General features: G+C 70.5%; 23 protein-coding genes and 1 pseudogene. 11 read left to right on the plus strand and 13 right to left on the minus strand.

Annotated features, from left to right (window positions below):
* Positions 1-17: 17 nt before the first annotated feature.
* Positions 18-1,652, minus strand: a complete 1,635-nt coding sequence (locus tag ACQFZP_RS16535) for a bifunctional 3'-5' exonuclease/DNA polymerase (RefSeq protein WP_211892116.1) — start codon at positions 1,650-1,652, stop codon at positions 18-20.
* Positions 1,653-1,759: 107 nt separating this feature from the next.
* Between ACQFZP_RS16535 and ACQFZP_RS16540 the strand changes: the two genes are divergently transcribed.
* From ACQFZP_RS16540 to ACQFZP_RS16550, 3 genes are all read left to right on the plus strand, one after another.
* Positions 1,760-2,401, plus strand: coding sequence for an SRPBCC domain-containing protein (locus ACQFZP_RS16540; RefSeq protein ID WP_211892117.1), 642 nt, complete (start codon positions 1,760-1,762; stop codon positions 2,399-2,401).
* A 74-nt stretch (positions 2,402-2,475) separates the two neighbouring features.
* Positions 2,476-3,489: an LLM class flavin-dependent oxidoreductase gene (locus ACQFZP_RS16545; protein ID WP_211892118.1), complete on the plus strand. Its 1,014-nt coding sequence runs from the start codon at positions 2,476-2,478 to the stop codon at positions 3,487-3,489.
* 47 nt (positions 3,490-3,536) lie between these two features.
* Positions 3,537-3,866, plus strand: a complete 330-nt coding sequence (locus tag ACQFZP_RS16550) for a DHCW motif cupin fold protein (RefSeq protein ID WP_211892119.1) — start codon at positions 3,537-3,539, stop codon at positions 3,864-3,866.
* A gap of 33 nt (positions 3,867-3,899) precedes the next feature.
* Here ACQFZP_RS16550 and ACQFZP_RS16555 read toward each other — a convergent pair whose 3' ends face one another.
* On the minus strand, positions 3,900-4,184 hold the full coding sequence (locus ACQFZP_RS16555; RefSeq protein ID WP_104310301.1) for a hypothetical protein: 285 nt from the start codon (positions 4,182-4,184) through the stop codon (positions 3,900-3,902).
* Between the two features lie 125 nt (positions 4,185-4,309).
* Here ACQFZP_RS16555 and ACQFZP_RS16560 point away from each other — a divergent pair, with 125 nt between their 5' ends.
* Complete coding sequence (locus ACQFZP_RS16560) at positions 4,310-4,807, plus strand: SRPBCC family protein (RefSeq protein ID WP_104310300.1); 498 nt, start codon at positions 4,310-4,312, stop codon at positions 4,805-4,807.
* A 20-nt stretch (positions 4,808-4,827) separates the two neighbouring features.
* Here the strand turns inward: ACQFZP_RS16560 and ACQFZP_RS16565 are convergent, their stop codons facing one another.
* On the minus strand, positions 4,828-5,766 hold the full coding sequence (locus tag ACQFZP_RS16565; protein ID WP_211892120.1) for a LysR family transcriptional regulator ArgP: 939 nt from the start codon (positions 5,764-5,766) through the stop codon (positions 4,828-4,830).
* A gap of 70 nt (positions 5,767-5,836) precedes the next feature.
* On the opposite strand from ACQFZP_RS16565, the gene ACQFZP_RS16570 reads away from it, so the two are divergent.
* Positions 5,837-6,451, plus strand: a complete 615-nt coding sequence (locus tag ACQFZP_RS16570; protein WP_211892121.1) for a LysE/ArgO family amino acid transporter — start codon at positions 5,837-5,839, stop codon at positions 6,449-6,451.
* On the opposite strand, the gene ACQFZP_RS16575 is transcribed toward ACQFZP_RS16570, so the two are convergent.
* Positions 6,411-6,872, minus strand: a complete 462-nt coding sequence (locus ACQFZP_RS16575) for a GNAT family N-acetyltransferase (RefSeq protein WP_211892122.1) — start codon at positions 6,870-6,872, stop codon at positions 6,411-6,413. The genes ACQFZP_RS16570 and ACQFZP_RS16575 overlap by 41 nt on opposite strands.
* Positions 6,873-6,976: 104 nt before the next feature.
* Between ACQFZP_RS16575 and ACQFZP_RS16580 the strand changes: the two genes are divergently transcribed.
* Together ACQFZP_RS16580 and ACQFZP_RS16585 are read left to right on the plus strand one after the other, a co-directional pair.
* A complete protein-coding gene (locus ACQFZP_RS16580; RefSeq protein ID WP_167516425.1) occupies positions 6,977-7,123 on the plus strand; it encodes a hypothetical protein in 147 nt (48 codons plus the stop codon).
* Positions 7,124-7,296: 173 nt separating this feature from the next.
* Positions 7,297-7,602 (plus strand): hypothetical protein, encoded by a 306-nt coding sequence (locus tag ACQFZP_RS16585; RefSeq protein WP_179555886.1) that lies wholly within the window; start codon positions 7,297-7,299, stop codon positions 7,600-7,602.
* Here ACQFZP_RS16585 and ACQFZP_RS16590 read toward each other — a convergent pair.
* The 7 genes from ACQFZP_RS16590 to ACQFZP_RS16620 form a co-directional block, all read right to left on the minus strand.
* Positions 7,599-8,300 (minus strand): response regulator, encoded by a 702-nt coding sequence (locus ACQFZP_RS16590; RefSeq protein WP_179555885.1) that lies wholly within the window; start codon positions 8,298-8,300, stop codon positions 7,599-7,601. The genes ACQFZP_RS16585 and ACQFZP_RS16590 overlap by 4 nt on opposite strands.
* Positions 8,297-10,867, minus strand: coding sequence for a sensor histidine kinase (locus ACQFZP_RS16595; protein ID WP_211892123.1), 2,571 nt, complete (start codon positions 10,865-10,867; stop codon positions 8,297-8,299). Before ACQFZP_RS16595 ends, ACQFZP_RS16590 begins: the two co-directional genes overlap by 4 nt.
* Before the next feature lie 3 nt (positions 10,868-10,870).
* Entirely contained in the window at positions 10,871-11,539 is a 669-nt protein-coding gene (kdpC, locus tag ACQFZP_RS16600; protein WP_211892124.1) for a potassium-transporting ATPase subunit KdpC, read from the minus strand.
* Positions 11,540-11,578: 39 nt separating this feature from the next.
* Positions 11,579-13,696 (minus strand): potassium-transporting ATPase subunit KdpB, encoded by a 2,118-nt coding sequence (gene kdpB / locus ACQFZP_RS16605; RefSeq protein WP_211892125.1) that lies wholly within the window; start codon positions 13,694-13,696, stop codon positions 11,579-11,581.
* A 2-nt stretch (positions 13,697-13,698) separates the two neighbouring features.
* Positions 13,699-15,366, minus strand: coding sequence for a potassium-transporting ATPase subunit KdpA (gene kdpA, locus ACQFZP_RS16610; RefSeq protein WP_374100775.1), 1,668 nt, complete (start codon positions 15,364-15,366; stop codon positions 13,699-13,701).
* A gap of 14 nt (positions 15,367-15,380) precedes the next feature.
* A complete protein-coding gene (locus ACQFZP_RS16615; RefSeq protein WP_104310291.1) occupies positions 15,381-15,470 on the minus strand; it encodes a potassium-transporting ATPase subunit F in 90 nt (29 codons plus the stop codon).
* A 215-nt stretch (positions 15,471-15,685) separates the two neighbouring features.
* The gene (locus tag ACQFZP_RS16620; RefSeq protein WP_211892127.1) at positions 15,686-16,930 is read right to left on the minus strand and encodes an MFS transporter; all 1,245 of its coding nucleotides are present in this window, start codon (positions 16,928-16,930) and stop codon (positions 15,686-15,688) included.
* A 22-nt stretch (positions 16,931-16,952) separates the two neighbouring features.
* Here ACQFZP_RS16620 and ACQFZP_RS16625 point away from each other — a divergent pair, with 22 nt between their 5' ends.
* Complete coding sequence (locus ACQFZP_RS16625) at positions 16,953-17,543, plus strand: TetR/AcrR family transcriptional regulator (RefSeq protein ID WP_211892128.1); 591 nt, start codon at positions 16,953-16,955, stop codon at positions 17,541-17,543.
* A 14-nt stretch (positions 17,544-17,557) separates the two neighbouring features.
* On the opposite strand, the gene ACQFZP_RS16630 is transcribed toward ACQFZP_RS16625, so the two are convergent.
* On the minus strand, positions 17,558-18,184 hold the full coding sequence (locus ACQFZP_RS16630; protein WP_211892129.1) for a biotin transporter BioY: 627 nt from the start codon (positions 18,182-18,184) through the stop codon (positions 17,558-17,560).
* A gap of 69 nt (positions 18,185-18,253) precedes the next feature.
* Between ACQFZP_RS16630 and ACQFZP_RS16635 the strand changes: the two genes are divergently transcribed.
* Positions 18,254-18,904, plus strand: coding sequence for a TetR family transcriptional regulator (locus tag ACQFZP_RS16635; protein WP_211892130.1), 651 nt, complete (start codon positions 18,254-18,256; stop codon positions 18,902-18,904).
* Here ACQFZP_RS16635 and ACQFZP_RS16640 read toward each other — a convergent pair.
* Positions 18,901-19,548, minus strand: a complete 648-nt coding sequence (locus tag ACQFZP_RS16640; RefSeq protein WP_211892131.1) for a TrmH family RNA methyltransferase — start codon at positions 19,546-19,548, stop codon at positions 18,901-18,903. The two genes, ACQFZP_RS16635 and ACQFZP_RS16640, sit on opposite strands and share 4 nt — an antisense overlap.
* A 75-nt stretch (positions 19,549-19,623) precedes the next feature.
* Here ACQFZP_RS16640 and ACQFZP_RS16645 point away from each other — a divergent pair.
* Positions 19,624-20,265 (plus strand): annotated as a pseudogene (locus ACQFZP_RS16645) (NUDIX hydrolase); the annotation flags it as partial.
* A gap of 78 nt (positions 20,266-20,343) precedes the next feature.
* Positions 20,344-21,642, plus strand: a complete 1,299-nt coding sequence (gene nadA, locus ACQFZP_RS16650) for a quinolinate synthase NadA (protein WP_211892221.1) — start codon at positions 20,344-20,346, stop codon at positions 21,640-21,642.
* Position 21,643 lies beyond the last annotated feature (1 nt).

Consider the following 21,643-nt stretch of genomic DNA (forward strand, 5'->3'; position numbering starts at 1 on the left):
CGCGCTCCTTCGCTCAGCTACTTCGCCTCGCCGTAGCTGTCGACGACGTGCGCCACCACGGGGAAGGTGACCTGGCTGCCCGAGAAGAGGAGTCGTCCGGCCTCGGCGGCTGCCGCGACGACCTCAGCCGCTGCACGGTCTGCCAGCTCGGCGGGCGCGTGCACCACTACCTCGTCGTGCAGGAAGTACGCGAGGTGCGGGCTGCGCTCGAGCGGCGCATCCACAACCGATCCAGCTCCGAGTCGGGCCAGCCGCTGCCGGATGCCTGCCATCCAGGTGAGCGCCCACTCGGCGGCCGTGCCCTGCACGATGAAGTTGCGGGTGAAGCGTCCGAAGTCGCGCGGCGAGAACTCGGCGGGCGGCCACGGAGACGTTCGTCCGAGCCAGGTGTGCACCTGCTGTCCCCGTTCCCCAGAGCGGGCGGCCGAGGCGACGAGCGCCATCGCGTGCGGGTAGGCGCGCTCGAGGCCCGGCAACAGGATCGCGCTCTGCCCGCTCGTCGCGCCGTACATCGCGCCGAGCATCGCCACCTTCGCACTGTCGCGGTCGGGTACGACGCCCCGATCGACGAACGCGGTGTACATGTCGCGCTGCGCGCCCGCTCTTGCCATGGCCTCATCGCCGGACATGGCTGCAAGGATGCGCGGCTCGAGCTGCGCCGCATCGGCCACGATGAGCTTCCAACCCGGGTCAGCCACGACCGCGCTGCGGATCTCCTTGGGGAGCTGCATGGCCCCGCCGCCGCTGGTCGCCCAGCGTCCCGTCACGACGCCACCCGGAACGTAGTCGGGCCGGAAGCGTCCGCCATGGATCCACTCGTCGCGCCAGGTCCATCCGTTCGCCGTGAACAGCCGATGCAGACGCTTGTAGTGCAGGAGCGCCTCGACAACCGGATGGTCCTTGCCCCACAGCTCCCACTTGCTGGTGCTTGCCACGTCGAGCCCGGCGCGGCGCAGCGCAGCGAGCAGGTCCTTGGGAGAATCGACGTTGAGGGTCGGCTCGTCCAGCGCGGAACGCACCACCGATGCCGCGGCCTCGAGCTTCGCGGGCCTGCCGCCAGCGCCCCGCGGCCCCAGCGCCTCCACGAGGACACGCTCGTGGCGCCCGACGCTGAACGGCATGCCAGCAGCCCGGAGCTCCGCCGCGACCAGAGCTCCCGCGCTCTCGACCCCGACGAGGAACGCGAGCGCACCCTTCCGGGATCCCCCGTGGTTCGCGGCCTCCAGGGCCGCGAGCTGCGCCTCGAAGAGCTCTCGGGTCGCGGCGGGCGTGCCCGGGTTCTCGGCGTCGAGGTCGAAGAGGCCCTCGCCCGGGTGAGACCCGCCTCGCGCGTCCGCCACATCGAGGCTCGCATCGAGATAGCCGGCTGTGATGAGGATGCGGCCCGCGAGCCGAAGGTCGTGGCACCGGCCCACCCGCACCCCGTGGGCGAGCAGCCGGGGCACGATGTCCTGGCTGTTCCACACCCAGCGAATCGGGTCGCCTGCTGGGGCCGACCGCTCGCACTCGGACACCAGCTGCGCGAGCCCGATGGCGTCAGGGACGATCCGCACGCGAGGGGCGTGCGAGGAAGCGGCGTCGGCGGTGGGTGCGGCGTCGCGTCGATCTTCGAGCGCGAAGCCGCGCTCGAGCGACGTGACCAGGATGTGCATCCGTTCATTGTGCGGCAGGCCACGGACAAGATCCGCCTCGAAGCCGGACCCTTGCGCAATTCCCCGGGTCTGCGCCATTCCACAACAACGCCAGGCACGCTGACCACATGGAAACGAAACCGGTGTCCCCCGCCGGAGCGTCGACCGAGAGCCTTAAGAACGTCACGCGCAGCGTCGCGCGAGACGGCACGAGCTACGTCGTCACGCTCGAGCGCACCTTCCCGAACTCGCCTGAAGCCGTGTGGACGTCGTGCACAACACCAGAGGGCCTCTCGCGCTGGTTCGAACCCGTCGACGGCGAGCTCGCCGAGGGCGGGAGGTACCGGCTGACCGCCAGCGGCACATCCGGCACCATCGAGCACTGCCAGCCGCACACGGAGCTCCGCGTGACGTGGGAGTACGACGGCGATGTCAGCCGAGTCCGCCTGACACTCGACCCCGCCGGACCGGGCACTCGCCTGACGCTGCACCACACGGTGCCGGACAACGAGCACTGGGCTCAATACGGCCCGGCCGCCACCGGCATCGGCTGGGACGGCGCCCTCCTCGCCCTCGCACTCGCTCTCGGCGACTCCGGCACCGACGTGCAGGTGGCTCTCTCCGCCTTCAACGACACTGCGGAGGGCAAGCGCTTCATCGAGTCCGCGGCCGACCGCTGGTGCACCGCCCACCTCAGCGCCGGTGCCGACCCCGACGACGCACACGACTCCGCGGCCCGCACCGCCTCCTTCTACCTGGGCGACGAATAGCCACACGGGCTGCGCACGACACGCGACCGCCCGCCGGTGGGAACACCTGACGGGGCTCGTCGGTTGCATCCAAGGTGACTGTTCCTCTCTCCATCCTTGACCTCGCCCCCATCGCCCCTGGCCAGACCGTCAGGGAGAGCTTCCAGGCGAGCGTCGAGCTCGCCCAGGCCGCCGAGCGATCCGGGTACCGCCGCGTCTGGTACGCCGAGCACCACAACATGCCCACGATCGCGTCGAGCGCGACGAGCGTCCTCATCGGGCACATCGCGTCGCAGACCTCCACGATCCGGCTCGGGGCCGGCGGCGTCATGCTCCCCAACCACTCCCCGCTGGTCATCGCCGAGCAGTTCGGCACCCTCGCGACCCTGTATCCGGACCGCATCGACCTCGGACTCGGGCGCGCCCCCGGCAGTGACCAGGCGACGTTCCGGGCCCTGCGCCGCTCCCCCGCGTCCGCGAACGAGTTCCCGCAGGACGTTCTCGAGCTGCAGGCCTTCCTCCGCGGTGAGTCGACCATCCCGGGTGTGCAGGCAGTGCCAAGTGGGGGCACGAACGTGCCCCTCTACATCCTCGGATCCAGCCTCTTCGGCGCGCAGCTCGCGGCGCAGCTCGGACTGCCGTACGCGTTCGCGTCGCACTTCGCGCCAGACCAGCTCTTCCAGGCCGTGGCCCTGTATCGCGAGCGCTTCCAGCCGTCGGAGCAGCTCGAGGCACCCCACCTGATCGTGGGCGTCAACGTCGTCGCGGCACTCGACGCAGCTGAAGCGCAGGAGCAGTTCACTCGCTCCAGGAGGTCCCGCCTTCGCAGCGTTCTCCTCCGAGGACCCAACTCCGACTTCACGGACGAGCAGATGGACCAGATCCTGGCGAGCCCCCAGGGGCAGCAGATCGCGAACATGATGCGCTACACGGCTGTCGGCACCGGGCCGGAGGTGCGGGACTATCTCACGGAGTTCGCCGAGACGACCGGGGCTGACGAGCTGATCATCGGACACGGCGCGCTGCAGAGCGCCGACCGCGTCCGGTCGCTCGAGATCACCGCGGAGGCGATGCGCGCATCCCAGCCGCTCGAGAACGCCGACAGGTAGCCCGACCGGCGGTGCGGGGCGGCTGCGCAGGGCGGTAGCGTCGAGCCATGGATCTTCTCGGGCACGCCTTCACCACCACCGACTGGGCCTCGCTGGAGCCGACCGTCCACACGGGCACCACGGGCGACGCGCGGTGGCGGACCCAGCAGATCGGTGAGACTCGCATCCGGATGGTCGACTACTCTCCCGGCTACCTCGCCGACCACTGGTGCTCACGCGGACACGTGCTATTCGTGCTCGACGGCACGCTGGTCACCGAGCTCGACGATGGCCGCCTGGTGACGCTGAGCGCTGGCCAGAGCTACCAGGTCGGGACCGACATGGAGGCCCACCGCTCGCGCACGGAGGCCGGCGCGCGGTTGTTCATCGTCGACTGATCGAAGACGGCCGGGCCTGACCCGTGCGACTCGTCAAGCCCCGGCGCGGCGCGCGCCGCCAGTGCCACCGGTGCCGTCGTCGTCAGGGTCCGACGGCAACGTGCCGTCGGCCGTCGCGGTCGCCGACGAGGCGTCGGAGAGCTTCCCGAACGCGAGCACGTTCGCGAGCTTGCCCACAGCCCCGAGCACGTCGCCCCTCTCACCGGCCGGCTCCGCGCCCGACTTCTCCTCGCTGGCAGTCAGGTCCGCGGGGTCTCCGATCGGATCTCCCTGGATCGAGTCCCCGAGTCGCTCGTCGCTGTGCTGGTTGTCCTTCATGGTTGCTCCCGCCGTTTGCGTCCGTCAGCCACCAGGCAAGCACGTCATCCTCCGCGAACCTGACAAGACGGCGCATCCGTGAGCGCCTCCGCACGTCCCGGGATGGCCCCGTGTGACGATGGGGCATGCCCGTCGTCGAGTCCCGCTGCGTTGTCCCCGTCGACCCCGCGACAGCCTTCGCCGTGTCCCAGACGACCGGCGACGTGCGACTGCGATGGGACCCGTTCATCCGCCGCCAGCGCTTCCTCGACGGAGCCGAGCGGCCGGCGAAAGGGGTGCGCACCTTCACCGTGCACCGTCTCGGGTTCCGAATGATCAGCGAGTACGTCTCCTACAAGCCGCCGTCGAACGTCGGCATGAAGATGACACGAGGATCCTGGTTCTTCGAACGACTCGGCGGGGGTTGGCGGTTCAGCCCCGCCGAGGACGAGTCCGGCGACGGCAGACCCGCGACACTCGCCGTCTGGCGGTACAACTTCGCCTGCAGGCCGAGATGGCTTGCCCCGCTCGCCGAGCGCATCGGCGGGGCGATCCTGCAACGCGACATCGACCGTCGCATCCGCGGATTCGCCCGAGGATGCGCGGACCCGGTGGTGCTCGCGGCGGTCGCAGCGGGCCGCTGACGTGGGCTGCCAGTGAGGCGTCAGACGGATGCCCGTAGGGCCACGCGTGCGGCGGCGGACACGGTTGCCGCCGTCCGCCCGAGCGCTTGCGTGTGCAGCTGCCACTGCTGCCAGAACAGGGGCACGTCGACCCAGCCCCGAGGGTCGATCCGCACCAACGAAGGTTCGTCCTCGAGCTGCTGCTCCGGGACGAGCCCCCAGCCGAAGCCGAGGCGGATGGCCGTGACGAAGTCGGCGGACGACGGCACGTAATGGCAGGGCGGGCTTCCGGGGTCGACCCCCACGGCCTGCAGGTAGCGGTCCTGCAGCGTGTCGGCTCGGTCGAAGACCACGACCGGGGCGCCATGCAGGGCATCCGTCAGCGTCTCCCCTGGAGCCTCGAACCAGCGCGCGGCGAAGCCGGGAGACGCCATGGGCACGTAGCGCATGGCGCCGAGCAGCACCGAGGTGCAGCCCTGGACGGGCGCCGGGTCGGCGGTGATGGCCGCCGTCACCGTTCCTCGCCGCAGCAGTTCCGTGGTCTGCGTCTCGTCGGCCCGGCGCAGCTCGAACGCGATCTCGTCGGCGAGCGGCGCGATCGCGGGCAGCAACCACGTGGCGAGCGAGTCGGCGTTGACGGCGATGGGGAGGCGCTCGAGGGCGGGTCTCGCGTGGTCCGCGACCGTGCCGGTTCCGGGACCGGCCCCCACGCGGCCGAGGATGCTCGATGCCTCCCGTCCGAGCGCATCGAGCTGCCTGGCGAGGCGCAGGAGCACCTCACCGGACTCGGTCGGCGCGACGGGTTTGCTGCGCTGCAGCAGCACCCGGCCCGTCTCGCTCTCGAGCGCCTTGATGCGCTGGCTGATCGCGGACGGGGTCACGCGCAGTTCGCGGGCGGCGGCTTCGAAGGTGCCCGTCTCGACGGCGGCGCGGAGCGCGGCGAGACGTTGGGGGTCGAACGCAGACGCAGCAATTGGCATGAAGCAATGCTAATGATTGCCAAGGAAAATGAGCTGGACCCGGATATTCAACGCGCCATATCGTCGCGGCATGACCCTGGACCTGCTCACCCCACTCGCCGGCTTCGGCTTCGGCCTGTCGCTCATCGTCGCGATCGGCGCGCAGAACGCGTTCGTGCTTCGGCAGGGGCTCCTGCGGAAGCACGTGCTCGCCGTCGTCGCCGTCTGCGCGCTCTCCGACGCGCTCCTGATCCTGCTCGGCGTAGGCGGAGCCGGCATCGTCTTCACCGCGCTCCCCTGGCTGACCACCGTCGTGCGCATCGCCGGGGCAGCGTTCCTGCTCGGCTACGCGCTGCTCGCGGCCCGCCGGGCGATGACGCCGAAGGCGATGGATGCGGACAGCCCCGCGGCATCCTCTGCCCTGCTGCCGACCGTGCTCACGTGCCTCGCGCTCACCTGGCTGAACCCGCACGTGTACCTCGACACGGTCGTGCTGCTCGGGTCGGTCGCGAACACACACGGCGAGGCGCGATGGCTGTTCGGTGCAGGCGCTGCTGTCGGAAGCGTCGTCTGGTTCGCCGCCCTCGGCTTCGGCGCGCGCCTCCTGCAGCCGGTGTTCGCGAAGCCCGTCGCCTGGCGTGTCCTCGACGCCATCATCGCCGTCGTCATGGTCGGCATCGCGGCGTCGCTGCTGCTCGGGCTGTGAGGTGGAGGATCGGGAAGGGCCGCCCCTCGCCATCGGTCTCGGAGCGACCGACCTCGACGAACCCCCGGCGCGCGTAGAACGCACGCCCCGCCGAGTTCTGTTCGTTCACGTCGACCCGGGTGAGAGCTCGCCCCGCGAGCACGGCGTCGAGCAGCGTGCTCCCGACACCGGTGCCCTGCGCATCCGCATCCACGAACAGCATCTCGATGACGTCACCCTCGAGTGCCACGAATCCGACGAGCCGCCCACCGCGTTCGGCGACGCGCAGGTCCGACATGCGAGGCAGGTAGCTCTCGACATCCAGCGCTATCGCGTCGACGTCTGCGGCGGAGAGGAACGCATGCGTCGCCTCGACCGAGCGCCGCCAGATGCCGAGCAGATCCTGCACATCCGCGGGTACAGCTCGCCGAATCGAGATCACACTTCATCGTAGGACGGTGACGCACGCGCGGATCCGGAAAACCCTTCAGCGTCGAGCGCTATCGTCGCCACAAGTCAGAGCAGACCCCGAACGGAAGGCCCACGATGAGCGACCAGAACATCTCCCACGACAGCGACGGCGACGAGAAGCCGAACGGCCTCGGCGAAGACGGCACGATCCCCGACTCCGACGACGGGGTCGCGGTCGGCTACGACCCGGACGCCTCCACGTTCGAGCCGGAAGAGGACTGACGAGAGCGAGGTCGACTCGCGACGAAGGGCCGGGCGCAGCAAACTGCGGCCCGGCCCTTTCGCCTGCGCGGGCGCCTGACGCGGGCACGCCTACCCCGGGACCCTCAGCGACTCACGGCCTCCGCACACGCACAATTGCGCGCGCACCCAGGACGAGACCGCAAGCTCGCACGATGAGCCATCAGATGCACGACAGCGAAGACAGCCTCCCCGAGAGCGACCAGCTCGAGAAGGACACGAGCTACTCCCCCGGCAGCGAGACGGAGACGCAGGAGAAGCAGGAGACGAGCACCGAGCGCGTGGATGAGGTCGACGGTGGCGTCGACAACGACATCGACGCCGACCAGGTGAACGTGCGCCCCGGCACGGGCGGCCCGGACGACGTGGGCGACATCGATGTCGACGTGGATGACATCAACTTCCCCAGCGCCGAGGAGGCGAGCCGGGCAGCCCCTTCGGACGACGCTGCGACGAACTAGGCGACGCCGTCCGGCTGGAGCACGAGCCGGTACCCCATGCCCGCCTCCGTCAGCAGGTGGCGCGGCGCCGACGGCACCGGCTCGAGCTTCCTGCGCAGCTGCGACAGGTACAGCCTCAGGTAGCCGGTGTCGTTGACGTGCTCCGACCCCCAGATGCTGGTGAGCAGCATCTGCCGGGTCACCAGACGCCCAGCGTTGCGCACGAGCAGCTCCAGCACCTGCCATTCCGTGGGCGTGAGGCGCACGTGCGTCGACTCCCCGCCGACGGTGCGAACGACGCTCTTCGCCGCCAGGTCGACCGACACGTCGCCGAACACGACGACCGGCTCACCGCCAGCCTGCGGGACTCGGCGCGACAACGCTCGGATGCGCGCGAGCAGCTCGTCGATGGAGAACGGCTTCGTGACGTAGTCATCCGCGCCCGCGTCAAGGGCATCCACCTTGTCGCCCGCCCCGCTGCGCCCCGAGACGACGAGGATCGGCGCCTCAGACCAACCCCGGATGGCCTCGATGACCTCGAGCCCGTCGAGCTCCGGCATGCCGAGGTCGAGGAGGTACAGGTCCGGGCGATGGTCGATCGCGACGGAGATGGCTTCCGCCCCGTTGCGGGCGATCAGCACCTTGTATCCCTTGGCGGTGAGGGTGATGCGCAGGGCGCGAAGCAGCTGCGGGTCGTCGTCCGCGATGAGGATCTTCATGCGCGCCTCCCCTCCCCTGTCTGTCGTCCGGCGGTCGCCGCCGCGTCAATCGGCAGTGTCACGACCATCGTGACCCCGCCCCCCGGGGTGTCCTCGGGAACCAGTGTGCCCTGCATTCCCTCGACGAAGCCCTTCGAGATGGCGAGCCCCAGCCCGAGGCCGGTCGTGTTGTCGGTGTCGCCGAGCCGCTGGAACGGCTCGAAGACCTCACCGCGTCGCTCGGCGGGGATCCCTGGCCCGTGATCGACGACTCGGATCTGCACGTCGCCCCCGAACTGGCTGGTCGCGAGCCGGACCGTTCGACTAGGCGGCGAGTGGCGGACCGCGTTGGCGAGGAGGTTGACCAGCACCCGCTGCAGCAGGGCCGGATCGGCGGCGACGGATGCGACCGCGGGGTCGAGCGCGAGCTCCACGTCGGCGGGGCCGAGCCCCAGCTCGTCCAGCGACGGGAGGATCGCATCGGCCGGGTCGATGCTCATGACGGAGACGGCGAGCGCCCCCGACTGGAGGCGGCTCACGTCGAGGAGATCGGTCACGAGCGTGGCGAGCGTGCCGAGGCTCTCGTCCGCGGTCTCCAGGAGCTCGTCACGGTCGTGGTCGTCGAGCTCGTCGCCCGCAACGCGAAGGCCGGTGACCGCAGCTGTCGCGGATGCCAGGGGACGCCGGAGGTCGTGACTGAGCGCGGACAGCAGCGCCCGCCTGACCTTGTCAGAGGCGGCGAGCGGGGCGACCTCGTCGGCCGCCTCCCGCAGCTCGCGGTGCTCGACGGCCGCGCCGAGCTGCGCGACGATGACGGTCAGCAGCCGGCGCTCCGAGGCGTCGAGCTCGCGACCGTGCAGCTCGAGGGCGACTCCCGAGCCACCGGACGACGGTGGGGCGACCGGAATCGAGGTGTGCCGGTCCCCGCGCACCGGCTCACCGCAGCTCGCGAGCACGCGCGGTTCGGTCTCGTCGCCCCGCGCATCCACGCCTCGCGCATCCACGAGCCGCACGCCCGCGAGGCCGAACGCCTCGCGCGTCCGCTCGACGAGGGCCTGCATCGCGTTCTGCCCACGGAGCACGCTGCCGGCGACGGTCTGCAGCAGCTGGGACTCCGCGGCCGCCCGACGGGCTTCGCGCGCCCTTCTCGCCGCCCGGTCGACGACGAAGCTCACGAGGGCGGCGATGACGAGATACAGCACGATCGCCGTGACATGGCTCGGGTCGGTGATGAGGACGGTGCCGAACGGGGCGACGAAGAAGAAGTCGAGGGTGACGCCAGACAGCACGGCCGCGAAGAGCGCTGGCCAGAGGCCGCCGACCAGGGCGACCGCCACGACCAGCACCTGGTAGCTGAGGGCGTGCGTCGTGAACGAGTCGACACTGCCGAGGGACGCGAGCAGCCAGGTGAGCAGCGGACCCGCGACGAGGGCCAGCACGAAGCCGGCGATCCGGCGACGCGGGGTCAGCGCCCCGCCGAGCCTCGGCAGCCTGAGCCGGCCGCCGGCATCCGCATGGTTGACGATGTGCACGTCGATGGTGCCGGCGTCCCGAGTGACGGCACTGCCCACGCTCGCGCCAGTGAGCAGCGCGGCAACCCGATTGCGACGACTGACGCCGATGACGAGCTGCGTCGCGTTCACCGACCTCGCGAACTCGATGAGGGCCGCCGGCACGTCCTCGCCGACCACCTGGTGGTAGGTGCCGCCCAGCTGCTCCGCAAGCGCCCGCTGCCGTGCAAGATGCCCAGGATCCCCGACGCGCAAGCCGTCCTGGCTCGTCACATGCAGCGCCAGCAGCTCGCCGCTGCCGGACCGCGCCGCGATGCGGGCGCCGCGCCGAAGCAGCGTCTCCCCCTCCGCTCCCCCGGTCAGCGCGACGACGACCCGCTCGCGCGCCTCCCACGTCGCGTCGATGCCGTGGTCGTCCCGGTAGCGCTTGAGGGACTGGTCGACGTCGTCGGCGAGCCACAGCAGCGCCAGCTCGCGCAGCGCCGTGAGGTTGCCGAGGCGGAAGTAGTTGGAGAGCGCCGCGTCGATGCGTTCAGCCGGGTACACGAGCCCGCCGGCGAGGCGGTCCCGGAGCGCCTGCGGGGACAGGTCGACGACCTCGACCTGATCGGCTCGCCGCAGCACGTCGTCCGGGATCGTCTCGCGCTGCGGCACCCCCGTGATCTGCTCGACCACATCGTTCAGGGACTCGATGTGCTGGATGTTCACGGTGGAGACCACGTCGATGCCCGCGTCGAGGAGCTCCTCCACGTCCTCCCAGCGCTTCAGGTTGCGCGCACCGGGCGCGTTCGTGTGCGCGAGCTCGTCGACGAGCGCCACCTCCGCACGCCGCCCGATCACCGCATCGAGGTCCATCTCCGTGAGCTCGACGCCGCGGTGCAGGTACGTCGCGCGTCCCACCACCTCGAGCCCGGCGGCCGCCTCGGCCGTCGCGGCCCGGCCGTGGGTCTCGACGACCGCGACCACCACGTCCTTGCCTGCTTCGCGCATCCTGGTGCCCTCGTGGAGCATCGCGAACGTCTTCCCGACGCCAGGGGCGGCGCCGAGCAGCACCCGCAGCCGTCCCCGCTTCGCCATGGGTCAGAGCTCCTTGCCTTCCTGGGTGGATGTGGGGGTGGATGTGGGGGCCGAGGGGTTCGCCTGCAGCTCCGCGAGCACCAGATTGAGCTCCAGCACGTTGACGGTGGGCTCCCCGAGGAACCCGAGCAGAGGGACGACGGTGTGCGCTGCGACCAGCGTACGGACCTGGGCGGCGTCGAGCGCGCGCGTCGCCGCGACGCGCTGCACCTGCAGGTCCGCGTACGCGGGGCTGATGTGAGGGTCGAGCCCTGAGGCCGACGCCGTCACCGCATCCACCGGCACGGCGTCAGGCGCGACCCCGTTGAACTCGGCGACCTGCGCTCGCCGCTCCTCGATGGCGGCCACGAGATCCGGGTTCTCCGGCCCCAGGTTCGAGCCGGAGGACCCGCCCGCGTCGTAGCCGTCCCCCGCCGCCGATGGGCGCGACTGGAAGTACTCGGGCAGCGGGTTGCCGTCGGCGTCGACGAACGACTGACCGATGAGGCTCGAGCCGACGACCGCACCGGTGCCGTCCCGCACCGCCGATCCGTTGGCCTGGGCGCCGAAGGCCGCCTGGCCGAGGCCGGTGATGACCAGGGTGTACCCGACGCCGAGGACGACGGTGAAGAGGAGCATCGCGCGGACGGCGACCCAGGCGGTGCGCGCCGTGGCGCGGGTTGCGGAGTTCATGGTGGGAGTCCCTTTCTGGGGCAGATGTCGGGTTGGGGTTCAGAAGCCCGGGATGAGGCGCACGACGAGGTCGATGAGCCAGATCCCCACGAATGGGGCGACGATGCCGCCGAGTCCATAGACGAGGAGGTTGCGGCCGAGCGTGCTCGAGGCGTTCGCGGGCCGGTACTTCACGCCCCGAAGCGCGAGCGGGACGAGCAGCACGATGACGATGGCGTTGAAGACGATCGCCGACAGCACCGCAGACGCCGGGGAGTGCAGCCCCATGATGTTGAGGACGCCGAGCCCCGGGAAGACGCCCATGAACATGGCCGGGATGATCGCGAAGTACTTGGCGATGTCGTTCGAGATGGAGAACGTCGTGAGCGCTCCCCGCGTGATGAGGAGCTGCTTGCCGATGCGCACCACGTCGATGAGCTTCGTGGGGTCGGAGTCGAGGTCGACCATGTTGCCCGCCTCCTTCGCCGCGGACGTGCCCGTGTTCATGGCGACACCCACATCGGCCTGTGCGAGCGCGGGAGCGTCGTTGGTGCCATCCCCCGTCATCGCGACGAGGTTGCCGCCCTCCTGCTCGCGGCGGATGTAGGCGAGCTTCTGCTCCGGCGTCGCCTCGGCGAGGAAGTCGTCGACTCCGGCCTCTCTGGCGATCGCGGCGGCCGTGAGCGGGTTGTCGCCCGTCACCATGACGGTGCGGATCCCCATGGCGCGAAGCTCGGCGAAGCGGTCGCTGAGCCCTTCCTTCACGACGTCCTTGAGGTGCACGACCCCGAGGACACTGCCGGCCGGCCGTCCCCGCTCAGGGCTGGGCGCATCCATCACTGCCACGACGAGCGGGGTGCCGCCGCTCTGCGAGACGCGACCCGTCGCATCCTCCAGCTCGGCGAGCTGCGCTGGGCTCACGGGTGCGCCCTGGTCACCGAGCCAGGCGGTGACCGCTGAGCCTGCCCCCTTGCGGATGCGCGCGCCGTCCGCCAGATCGAGTCCGGACATGCGGGTCTGGGCCGTGAACGGCACGATCTCGCCGCGCCTCGAATCGGCTGCCTGGGCTTCGACGTCGACGCCCTCCAGACGCGCGAGCTCGACGATCGAGACCCCCTCTGGGGTCGGGTCGGCGAGCGACGACAGTGCGGCGGCCCGGATCAGGTCCTGGTCGCGCACCCCGGCCATCCGCACGAACTCGGACGCCCGACGGTTGCCGTACGTGATGGTTCCGGTCTTGTCGAGGAGCAGCGTCGTCACGTCCCCGGCGGCCTCGACCGCGCGGCCGGACATGGCGAGCACGTTGTGCTGCACGAGGCGGTCCATGCCCGCGATGCCGATGGCCGACAGCAGCGCCCCGATGGTGGTCGGGATGAGGCACACGAGCAGCGCGATGAGCACGGTGATGCTGACCGGCTTCGCCGCGTAGGAGGCGATCGGGTTGAGGGTGAGGGCGACCACGACGAACACGATCGAGAGCGACGCGAGGAGGATCGAGAGCGCGATCTCATTCGGCGTCTTCTGCCTGGAGGCCCCCTCGACGAGCGCGATCATCCGGTCGACGAACGTCTCCCCCGGCTTCGAGGTGATGCGCACGACGATCCGGTCGGAGAGCACGCGCGTGCCGCCCGTGACGGCGCTGCGGTCACCGCCGGACTCGCGGATGACGGGGGCTGATTCGCCGGTGATGGCCGACTCGTCGACGGAGGCGATACCCGAGACGATGTCGCCGTCGCCGGGGATGAGCTCGCCCGCCGCCACCGTGACGACGTCGCCGAGGGTCAGGTCGGCCGAGGAGACGTCGGTGCTGCCGACGCGCTCGGCCGCGGGGTCGGTCCCGGCGTCGTAGGTGTCGACGCGGTGCGCGACCGTGCTCGTGCGCGTCTGGCGGAGCGTCTCCGCCTGCGCCTTCCCGCGGCCCTCGGCGACCGCCTCTGCGAGGTTCGCGAACAGCACCGTCAGCCAGAGCCAGACCGCGATGGCCCACGTGAAGGAGGCGGGGATGACCGTGCCGCCCGAGTCGGCGGGCCCACCGAGGAACGGCTCGGCGATGGCAAGCGCGGTCGTGAACGCCGCGCCGACCCACACGATGAACATGACGGGGTTCCGCCACTGCTGACGCGGGTCGAGCTTGCGGATCGCACCGGTCATCGAGGCTGCGAATGGGATGCTCTGCATGGTCAGGAGAGTCCTTCTGCGAGGGGTCCCAGTGCGAGCACGGGGAAGTAGGTGAGCGCGGTGATGAGCACGCTGACGCCGGCGAGGAGCGCGACGAACTGCGGTCGGTGGGTGGGGAGCGTGCCGACCGTCGACGGCACCTTGTCCTGGGCTGCGAGCGACCCGGCGAGGGCCAGCACGAGCACGATGGGGACGAATCTGCCGAGCAGCATGGCGACCCCGAGCGAGGTGTTCAGCCATGGAGTGTTCGCGGTGAGGCCGGCGAAGGCCGAGCCGTTGTTGTTGGCGGCCGAGGTGAAGGCGTAGAGCACTTCGGAGAGGCCGTGCATGCCCGGGTTCCAGATGGAGGTCGCCGCCAGCTCGTCGCGGACGCCGGGGATCGCGAAGCTGAGGGCGACGCCCGTGAGCACGAGCGCCGGGGTGACGAGGATGAAGAGGCTGGCGAGCTTGATCTCCCGCGGCCCGATCTTCTTGCCCAGGTACTCGGGGGTGCGCCCGATGAGGAGGCCTGCGATGAAGACGGCGATGATCGCGAGCACCAGCATGGCGTACAGGCCGGAGCCGACCCCACCCGGCGCGATCTCGCCGAGCATCATGTTGAGCATCGGCAGGAGCCCACCGAGCGCCGTGTAGGAGTCGTGCATGGAGTTGACGGCGCCCGTGGACGTGCCGGTGCTGGCGGTCGCGAAGAGCGTCGACCCGACGATGCCGAACCGCTGCTCCTTGCCCTCCATGGCGCCGCCCGCCGCATCCGGTGCCGAGCCCATGCCAGCGGACTCGACGGCGGTGAGGATGGCGAACGACACGGTGAAGAGCGTCGCCATGACGGCGAGCACCGCGTAGCCCTGACGGCGGTCTCCCACCATGACCCCGAAGGTGCGGGGCAGGGAGAACGGGATCGCCAGCATGAGGATGACCTCGAGCAGGTTCGTGGTGGCGCTGGGGTTCTCGAAGGGGTGCGCGGAGTTCGTGTTGAAGAAGCCGCCGCCGTTGGTGCCGACGAGCTTGATCGCCTCCTGCGAGGCGACGGGGCCACCCGGTATCGACTGGGTCGCGCCGGTGAGGGTGCTCACCTCGGTGAAGCCGTTGAAGTTCTGGATGACGCCACCCGCGAGGAGCGCGAGCGCGGCGAGGGCCGAGAGGGGCAGCAGCAGGCGGAGGGTGCCCCTGATGAGGTCGACCCAGAAGTTGCCGAGCGTGCCCGAGCGGCGGGCTGCGAGGCCCCGCACGAGGGCGATCGCGACGGCGAGTCCCACCGCGGCGGAGACGAAGTTCTGGACCGTGAGCGCCGAGAGCTGGACGGCGTACCCGAGGGTCACCTCTGGCGAGTACGACTGCCAGTTGGTGTTCGCGACGAACGAGGCGGCCGTGTTGAACGAGAGGTGCTCCGAGGGGGCCGGCAGCCCGAGCGAGTACGGCAGCCACTGCTGCGTGCGCTGCAGGAGGTAGACGAGCAGCACTCCGACGGTGGAGAACATGAGCACTCCGCGCAGGTAGGCCTGCCAGGTCTGCGCCGACGACGGGTCGACGCCGATGAGCCGGTAGGCGCCCCGTTCGATCCTCCAGTCGTCGGTGGATGAGTACACGCGTGCGATCCAGTCGCCGAGCGGGCGGTGGAGGGCGGCGAGGATGAGCGCGACCGTGAGGAACGCGAGGCTGGCGTGGAGCATGGTGGGCGCGTCCATCAGAACCGCTCGGGATGCACGAGGGCCACCACGAGGTAGGCGATCGCGGCGACGCCGAGGGCGGCGGCGATGATTTCGAAGACGATCACAGCTTGTCGACCGCCTTGCCGAGGAGGCCGATGGCGGTGAAGAGGGCGATTATGCCCGCGACGAAGACGAGGTCGAGCACTGAGACTCCGTTCGGAGGTGTGCAGCCAGCGGTGAGCGTGGCTGCGCGCCGTTCAGGCGCAGTCCCCGATACAACTCCTCGCGGGGCGCCGCTGTGCTCGCCCTCACGGAACCCATACGGGCCGCGTGCAACTCCTCACGGAACGCGAACGATCGAGGCCACCGGTCGGGCCGGCACGATCGCCGCTGCCGACAGTGCCGCCGCCACCACGAACACCAGCCCGGGTGTCGCAGCGGCGAGCCCCCAGCCTGCCAGTGCGGCGCCGAGGCCCTGACCGAGTACCAGGACGACGAAGAGCAGCGCGGTGCCCGCGGATGCGCGCCGCTCGTCGATCTCGGAGGTCCATGTGATGAGGGCCCCGGTCGCCGCCGTGTAGCCCCAGCCGAAGGCGACGCACGCGAGGAGGGCGAGGGGCCGCACGCCCGGGAAGAGCCCGATCAGTGCCGTCGACGCTGCGACGACGAGCGCGGTGAGCATCCACGCCCGCGTGGAACCGAGGCGGCGCACGGCGGCCGAGAGCGGCAGGACGAGAGCCCCGCCGAGCCCCAGGCACATCCATGCGAGCGCCGAGAAGTCGCCGGAGGCGCCCCCGTCCACGAGCACCGTGCGCCCGAACGTCCACACGGCGGCCGAGCCTGCCCCGAGGAGCAACGCTGCGCAGATCACACGCAGGTGCTGCCCGAACCAGGCGCGCGGCGGAACTGCTGCCGACGCGTCCCGGTGCCGCGCTCGACCCGACGACGGCAGCGCGGTCGAGGGCAGCGCGGTCGAGGGCAGCGCGGTCGACGTGAGCACGGCGAACGCGGAGAGGAACGTGACGACCGCCGCGGCCGCCCATGCCAGGCGCCAGTCGGGCAGCAGGAGCATCGCGAGTGCTCCTGCCAGCACGAGGCCCGGTCCGGTGCCCGCGTTGACGACGACCTGGAGGCGTTGCCCGCGGTCTCCGCTCACGGCCCGCCTGAGGAGCTCGACCAGGGCGGGGGACGCGAGGCCGGCCCCGGCTGAGCTGACGATGGCGAAAGCGGCGAAGCCCTCGACCTGTGACGCGAGTGCCATGCCGAGGGCACCGCCACCGGCCGTCGACGCGGCGCCTGCCACGAGGATGCGCGGCATGCGGCCTGCCAGGAAGAACCCCGCAATCGCGGCAGCGCAGTACATCGCGGACGCGCCGCCCGAGACCACGCCGGCCATCGAGGCGTCGAGGCCGAGCTCGGCCTCCACATCCGGCAGGTAGAGCCCGTACGCGAGGCGCACGAGGCCGTAGCAGGCGGCGATCAGGCCGACGCCGCCCACCACGAGGAGTCGCTGCGAGCGCCGCTGCCGGGTGCCCTGCCCCCGGCTCTGCTGGAAGATATCCCCAAACGAAAACGTACGTTTCATATTTGGAGCTTAGGGTGTGTACATGAGCATCCGCACATCGAGCGCGACGAAGCTCCTCGATGCCGCCGAGGAGCTGTTCTTCACGCGGGGCATCCACGCGACCCCGGTGGATGCCGTCATCGAGCGCGCGGGAGTGTCGGCGGCGACCATGTACCGCGGGTATGCGAGCAAGGAGTCACTCCTGGCGGCGACGCTGGCTCGTCGGCACGCGGAGTGGCTCGTGGCCTGGGATGCGGCGATCGCCCGCCAGGACTCGTGGGAGGGACGCGTCCTCGCCGTGTTCGACGCCCTCGACGCGTTCCGCGAGCATCCCGTGCGCGCCCAGTGGTGCGCGTTCCTCGGCTCTGCCGCCGAGTACGCAGACGCACCGGCAGAGGTGCGCGCGGCCGTCGACACCGACACCGATTCGCTGCGACGGCGACTCACTGCATCCATCACCGACGACGCGCTGAACGCGACCAGCCGCGATCGAGAGCTCGCCGACGAGCTGCTGCTGGTCGTCTCCGGCGACCTCGCGATGCGACTCCGCGACCCGGGACACACGACCGCCTCAGCCCGGCGCATCGCGGCGGCACTCCTCCGCGAGCACGCAGCCGCGGACTCAGACGCCTAGCGATCCACCGGTGCTCAGCGCTTGAGCAGCTTCCAGGCGGAGGGCAGCAGGGCACTCACGGCCGCGATCTTGATGGCGTCGCCGATGAGGAACGGCACGACCCCGAGCGCAAGCGCGGTGCCGAGGTCCACGCCGAGCGAGAGGGCGAGCCAGGGGACGCCGGCCGCGTAGACGAGGAGCGTCCCGAGCACCGAGGCACCGACGGTGGAAAGGACGTGGCGGTCAGCTCGGCGACGGGCGAGCGCCCCGACGGCGACCGCGGCGAGCACGTAGCCGACGATGTAGCCGAACGACGGGAACAGGACCCCGGATGCGCCGTCGGCGAAGATCGGCGCCCCCAGCGCACCGAGCGCGAGGTACAGGCCAGCACTCGCGGCGGCACGGACGGGGCCGAGGGAAGCCCCGGTCAGCAGCACCGCGAAGGTCGCGAGGGAGACGGGCACGGGCGTGAACGGCAGCGGGACGACGATGAAGCCGGCGGCGATGAGGAAGAGGGTGCCACCCAGCACGAGTGCGGCGTTCCGGAGAGCCCCGCCTCGAGCGCGGGCATGGGTGCCGGCCCCGGCCACGAGGTCAGCAAGAACACGGGGCACGGCGCGGCCGGCGGGACGCCCGGCGGCGGTGATCGAATCGGCACTCATAGGGGGTGGGACCTTTCTCTGGAATTTCCTGAACGGTGTTCAGTGAACAGTGTTCAGTAGATTAGCGGCATGACACCCCGCGGTCCAGCCGGAGGCTCCGGCCTCGAGAAGCTCAGCCGGACAGAGATCGTCACGACCGCCCTCGAGGTGCTCGACGAGCACGGCCTGCCGAACCTCTCGATGCGACGCATCAGCGACTACCTCGAGGTGCAGCCGAGCGCGCTCTACTGGCACTTCCCCAACAAGCAGTCGCTGCTCGCGGCCGTGAGCGACCGCATCCTGCATCCCCTCACCGCCGAGACGTGGCTGCCCCCAGGGGCCGGGGTCGAGCCCGGCACCCGCCAGACCCGCACCCTCGCGATACAGCTCCGCACCGCGCTCCTCTCCCGCAGGGATGGCGCCGAACTCGTTTCGAGCTCATTCGCGCTCGACCTGCTGACGGTCGACCTCGTGCGGATGATCTCCGGCGCCGCGCACAGCGACTTCGCCCTCGGCCATGCAGGCAGCCGCACCTGTGCGGACGCGGTCGTGCACTACACGATCGGGCAGGTCTTCCACGAGCAGCAGCAGGCGCACGCCGCCGCGGTCGGCGCACTCCAGGCCCGCACCCCTGACCCGCTCAGCCGGCAGGACCCCACGGATCGCTTCACGGCAGGCCTGGATCTGATCCTCGCCGGCGCCGCGGGACTGGCGACGGACGAGCCGAGCACCACCCCTTAGGCGAAGTCGACGTGCTGCAGCACCCACGTGTGCATCGCGACGGCCGCCGCCGCAGACGCGTTGATCGAGCGGGTCGAGCCGAACTGGGAGATCTCGAGCACCGCATCCGAGACCTCGACCGCCTCCTCCGAGACCCCTGGCCCCTCCTGTCCGAAGAGCAGCACGCACCGCTCCGGCAGCTCGTAGGTCTCGATGGGCACGCAGCCGGGCACGTTGTCGATGGCGAGGACCGGCATCTCCTCGCTCCGCGCCCAGTCGATGAACGCTGCGACGGTCTCGTGGTGCACGACGTGCTGGTAGCGGTCCGTGACCATCGCGCCGCGCTTGTTCCAGCGGCGCTTGCCCACGATGTGCACGGTGTCGGCCGCGAACGCGTTCGCACTGCGCACGATCGAGCCGATGTTCATGTCGTGCTGCCAGTTCTCGATGGCGACGTGGAAGGCGTGGCGCTTCGTGTCGAGGTCGGCGACGATCGCATCCATCGACCAGTACCGGTAGCGGTCGATGACGTTGCGCCGGTCGCCGCTCTCGAGCAGCTCCGCGTCGTACCAGGGCCCCTCCGGCCACGCGCCGCGGCCACCGGGCCAGGGGCCGACCCCGTGCGGGGCGTCGTCTTCGCTGCCGAACTGCTGCTGATCGCTCACCGCCACAGCCTAGGCGTGCGTGGCGTACACTGCACTTAAAGTCGAACTGACTCTAAGTCGGAGAGGAGGTGGAGGATGCCATCCGACAACGCGACCCTCGCCGTCTCCACGGTGATCTTCGCGCTGCGCCCGTCACCTCCCTCGTCGCACCGCGCTCCCGCGCCCACGATCTGGGTGCCGCTGGTACGACGGCAGCGGCAGCCGTTCATCGACCTCCTCGCCCTGCCAGGCGGGCCGCTCGGCGACGAGGACCTCGCCGCCGCAGCGTCACGCACCCTCTTCGAGACGATGCGACTCGCCCCCAAGTACCTCGAGCAGCTCTACGCCTTCGGCGATGCCGACCGCGTCTTCGGGGCCGACCCGCGGGTCGTGTCCGTCGTCTACTGGGCGCTCGTCGGCAACGAGGAAGCGAGCTCGGCGCGCCTCGGCGACAACGTCCGCTGGCACCCCGTCGACGACCTCCCACCCCTCGCCTTCGACCACCGCCGCATCATCGACTACGCCCTCTGGCGCCTGCGGAACAAGGTCGAGTACAGCTCCATCGCGCACAGCTTCCTCGGCGAATCCTTCACCATCGCCCAGCTCCGCGAGGTCTACGAAGCCGTCCTCGACCGCCCCATCGACGCCGCGAACTTCCGCCGCGACATGCTCGCCTCGAAGTCGCTCGCCGAGACCGGCGAGACCCTCGCCGGCACCAGGCACCGACCCCCGAAGCTCTACAGGTACATCGAGGCCCCAGCCCCGTCCGAGCAGAGCCCCTCCTCACGACCTCCCCCGCCGCGAAGGGCAGCCCCCATGACCACAACCGCCTCAGTGCACACCACGATCACGCGCATCCAGACCGGGAAGCAGGCCGGCGAGAGCTGCTCGCCGGAGCTCGTGAAGTCGCCGTGGGCGTTCGACCTGCAAGCGCCGTCCTACGGGCCTGGGGCGTCAATGGCCGACCGGCTCCCGCCGACGGCGCCAAGGCAGGAGCTCCTGCCCGAGGAGTACCGGACCGCGACTGACGCGGACATCCACGCCCGCATCCTCGCCGCCAAGGCGACCCTCGGCGACCGCGTCGTGACCCTCGGCCACTTCTACCAGCGCGACGAGGTCGTGCAGTACGCCGACTTCATCGGCGACTCCTTCCAGCTCGCCAACGCCGCGAAAGCGAAGCCGGAGGCAGAGGCCATCGTGTTCTGCGGGGTGCACTTCATGGCCGAGACAGCCGACATCGTGTCCGCCCCCGAGCAGGCGGTGATCCTCCCGAACCTCGCCGCCGGATGCTCAATGGCAGACATGGCCGACAGCGACTCCGTCGAAGAGTGCTGGGAGCAGCTCGCCGACCTCTACGGAACGGAACCGGACGCCGCTGGGCGCGTGCCCGTCATCCCCGTCACCTACATGAACTCCTCCGCCGAGCTCAAGGCGTTCTGCGGGCGCAACGGGGGCATCGTCTGCACCTCCTCCAACGCCGAGACCGTGCTGCAGTGGGCCTTCGAGCGCGGGCAGCGGGTGCTGTTCTTCCCCGACCAGCACCTCGGCCGCAACACCGCGAAGGCCATGGGCGTGACGCTCGAGGAGATGCCGCTCTGGAACTCGCGCCGCCCCCTCGGCGGCCAGACCCCCGAGACGCTCGACGCCGCCAAGGTGATCCTCTGGAACGGCTTCTGCTCCGTGCACAAGCGCTTCACCGTCGCCCAGATCGAGAAGGCCCGCGCCGAGTACCCGGAGGTGCGCGTCATCGTGCACCCAGAGTGCCCCATGGCGATCGTCGACGCCGCCGACGAGTACGGCTCCACCGACTACATCACGAAGGCCATCGCAGCCGCCCCGGACGGCTCGGTCTTCGCGATCGGCACCGAGATCAACCTCGTCCAGCGCCTCGCCGCCGAGTACCCCCAGCACACGATCTTCTGCCTCGACCCGGTCGTGTGCCCGTGCTCGACGATGTACCGCATCCACCCCAGCTACATCGCCTGGGTGCTCGAAAGACTCGTGGCCGGCGAGGTGCGCAACCAGATCAGCGTGCCGGCGAGCGTCGCCGAGCCCGCCAGGGTCGCGGTCGAGCGGATGCTCGCGGCCCGGCCGGACACGACGATGGCGTCCTGAG

Origin of the sequence: Pseudoclavibacter sp. Marseille-Q434, assembly GCF_050315415.1 — a bacterium.
Lineage (GTDB): Bacteria > Actinomycetota > Actinomycetes > Actinomycetales > Microbacteriaceae > Pseudoclavibacter.

Coding starts and splice junctions, on each gene's coding strand:
- ACQFZP_RS16535 (WP_211892116.1), bottom strand. CDS start 1,652: ATGCACATCCTGGTCACGTCGCTCGAGCGCGGCTTCGCGCTCGAAGAT.
- ACQFZP_RS16540 (WP_211892117.1), top strand. CDS start 1,760: ATGGAAACGAAACCGGTGTCCCCCGCCGGAGCGTCGACCGAGAGCCTT.
- ACQFZP_RS16550 (WP_211892119.1), top strand. CDS start 3,537: ATGGATCTTCTCGGGCACGCCTTCACCACCACCGACTGGGCCTCGCTG.
- ACQFZP_RS16555 (WP_104310301.1), bottom strand. CDS start 4,184: ATGAAGGACAACCAGCACAGCGACGAGCGACTCGGGGACTCGATCCAG.
- ACQFZP_RS16560 (WP_104310300.1), top strand. CDS start 4,310: ATGCCCGTCGTCGAGTCCCGCTGCGTTGTCCCCGTCGACCCCGCGACA.
- ACQFZP_RS16565 (WP_211892120.1), bottom strand. CDS start 5,766: ATGCCAATTGCTGCGTCTGCGTTCGACCCCCAACGTCTCGCCGCGCTC.
- ACQFZP_RS16570 (WP_211892121.1), top strand. CDS start 5,837: ATGACCCTGGACCTGCTCACCCCACTCGCCGGCTTCGGCTTCGGCCTG.
- ACQFZP_RS16580 (WP_167516425.1), top strand. CDS start 6,977: ATGAGCGACCAGAACATCTCCCACGACAGCGACGGCGACGAGAAGCCG.
- ACQFZP_RS16585 (WP_179555886.1), top strand. CDS start 7,297: ATGAGCCATCAGATGCACGACAGCGAAGACAGCCTCCCCGAGAGCGAC.
- ACQFZP_RS16590 (WP_179555885.1), bottom strand. CDS start 8,300: ATGAAGATCCTCATCGCGGACGACGACCCGCAGCTGCTTCGCGCCCTG.
- ACQFZP_RS16595 (WP_211892123.1), bottom strand. CDS start 10,867: ATGGCGAAGCGGGGACGGCTGCGGGTGCTGCTCGGCGCCGCCCCTGGC.
- kdpC (WP_211892124.1), bottom strand. CDS start 11,539: ATGAACTCCGCAACCCGCGCCACGGCGCGCACCGCCTGGGTCGCCGTC.
- kdpB (WP_211892125.1), bottom strand. CDS start 13,696: ATGCAGAGCATCCCATTCGCAGCCTCGATGACCGGTGCGATCCGCAAG.
- kdpA (WP_374100775.1), bottom strand. CDS start 15,366: ATGCTCCACGCCAGCCTCGCGTTCCTCACGGTCGCGCTCATCCTCGCC.
- ACQFZP_RS16620 (WP_211892127.1), bottom strand. CDS start 16,930: ATGAAACGTACGTTTTCGTTTGGGGATATCTTCCAGCAGAGCCGGGGG.
- ACQFZP_RS16625 (WP_211892128.1), top strand. CDS start 16,953: ATGAGCATCCGCACATCGAGCGCGACGAAGCTCCTCGATGCCGCCGAG.
- ACQFZP_RS16630 (WP_211892129.1), bottom strand. CDS start 18,184: ATGAGTGCCGATTCGATCACCGCCGCCGGGCGTCCCGCCGGCCGCGCC.
- ACQFZP_RS16635 (WP_211892130.1), top strand. CDS start 18,254: ATGACACCCCGCGGTCCAGCCGGAGGCTCCGGCCTCGAGAAGCTCAGC.
- nadA (WP_211892221.1), top strand. CDS start 20,344: ATGACCACAACCGCCTCAGTGCACACCACGATCACGCGCATCCAGACC.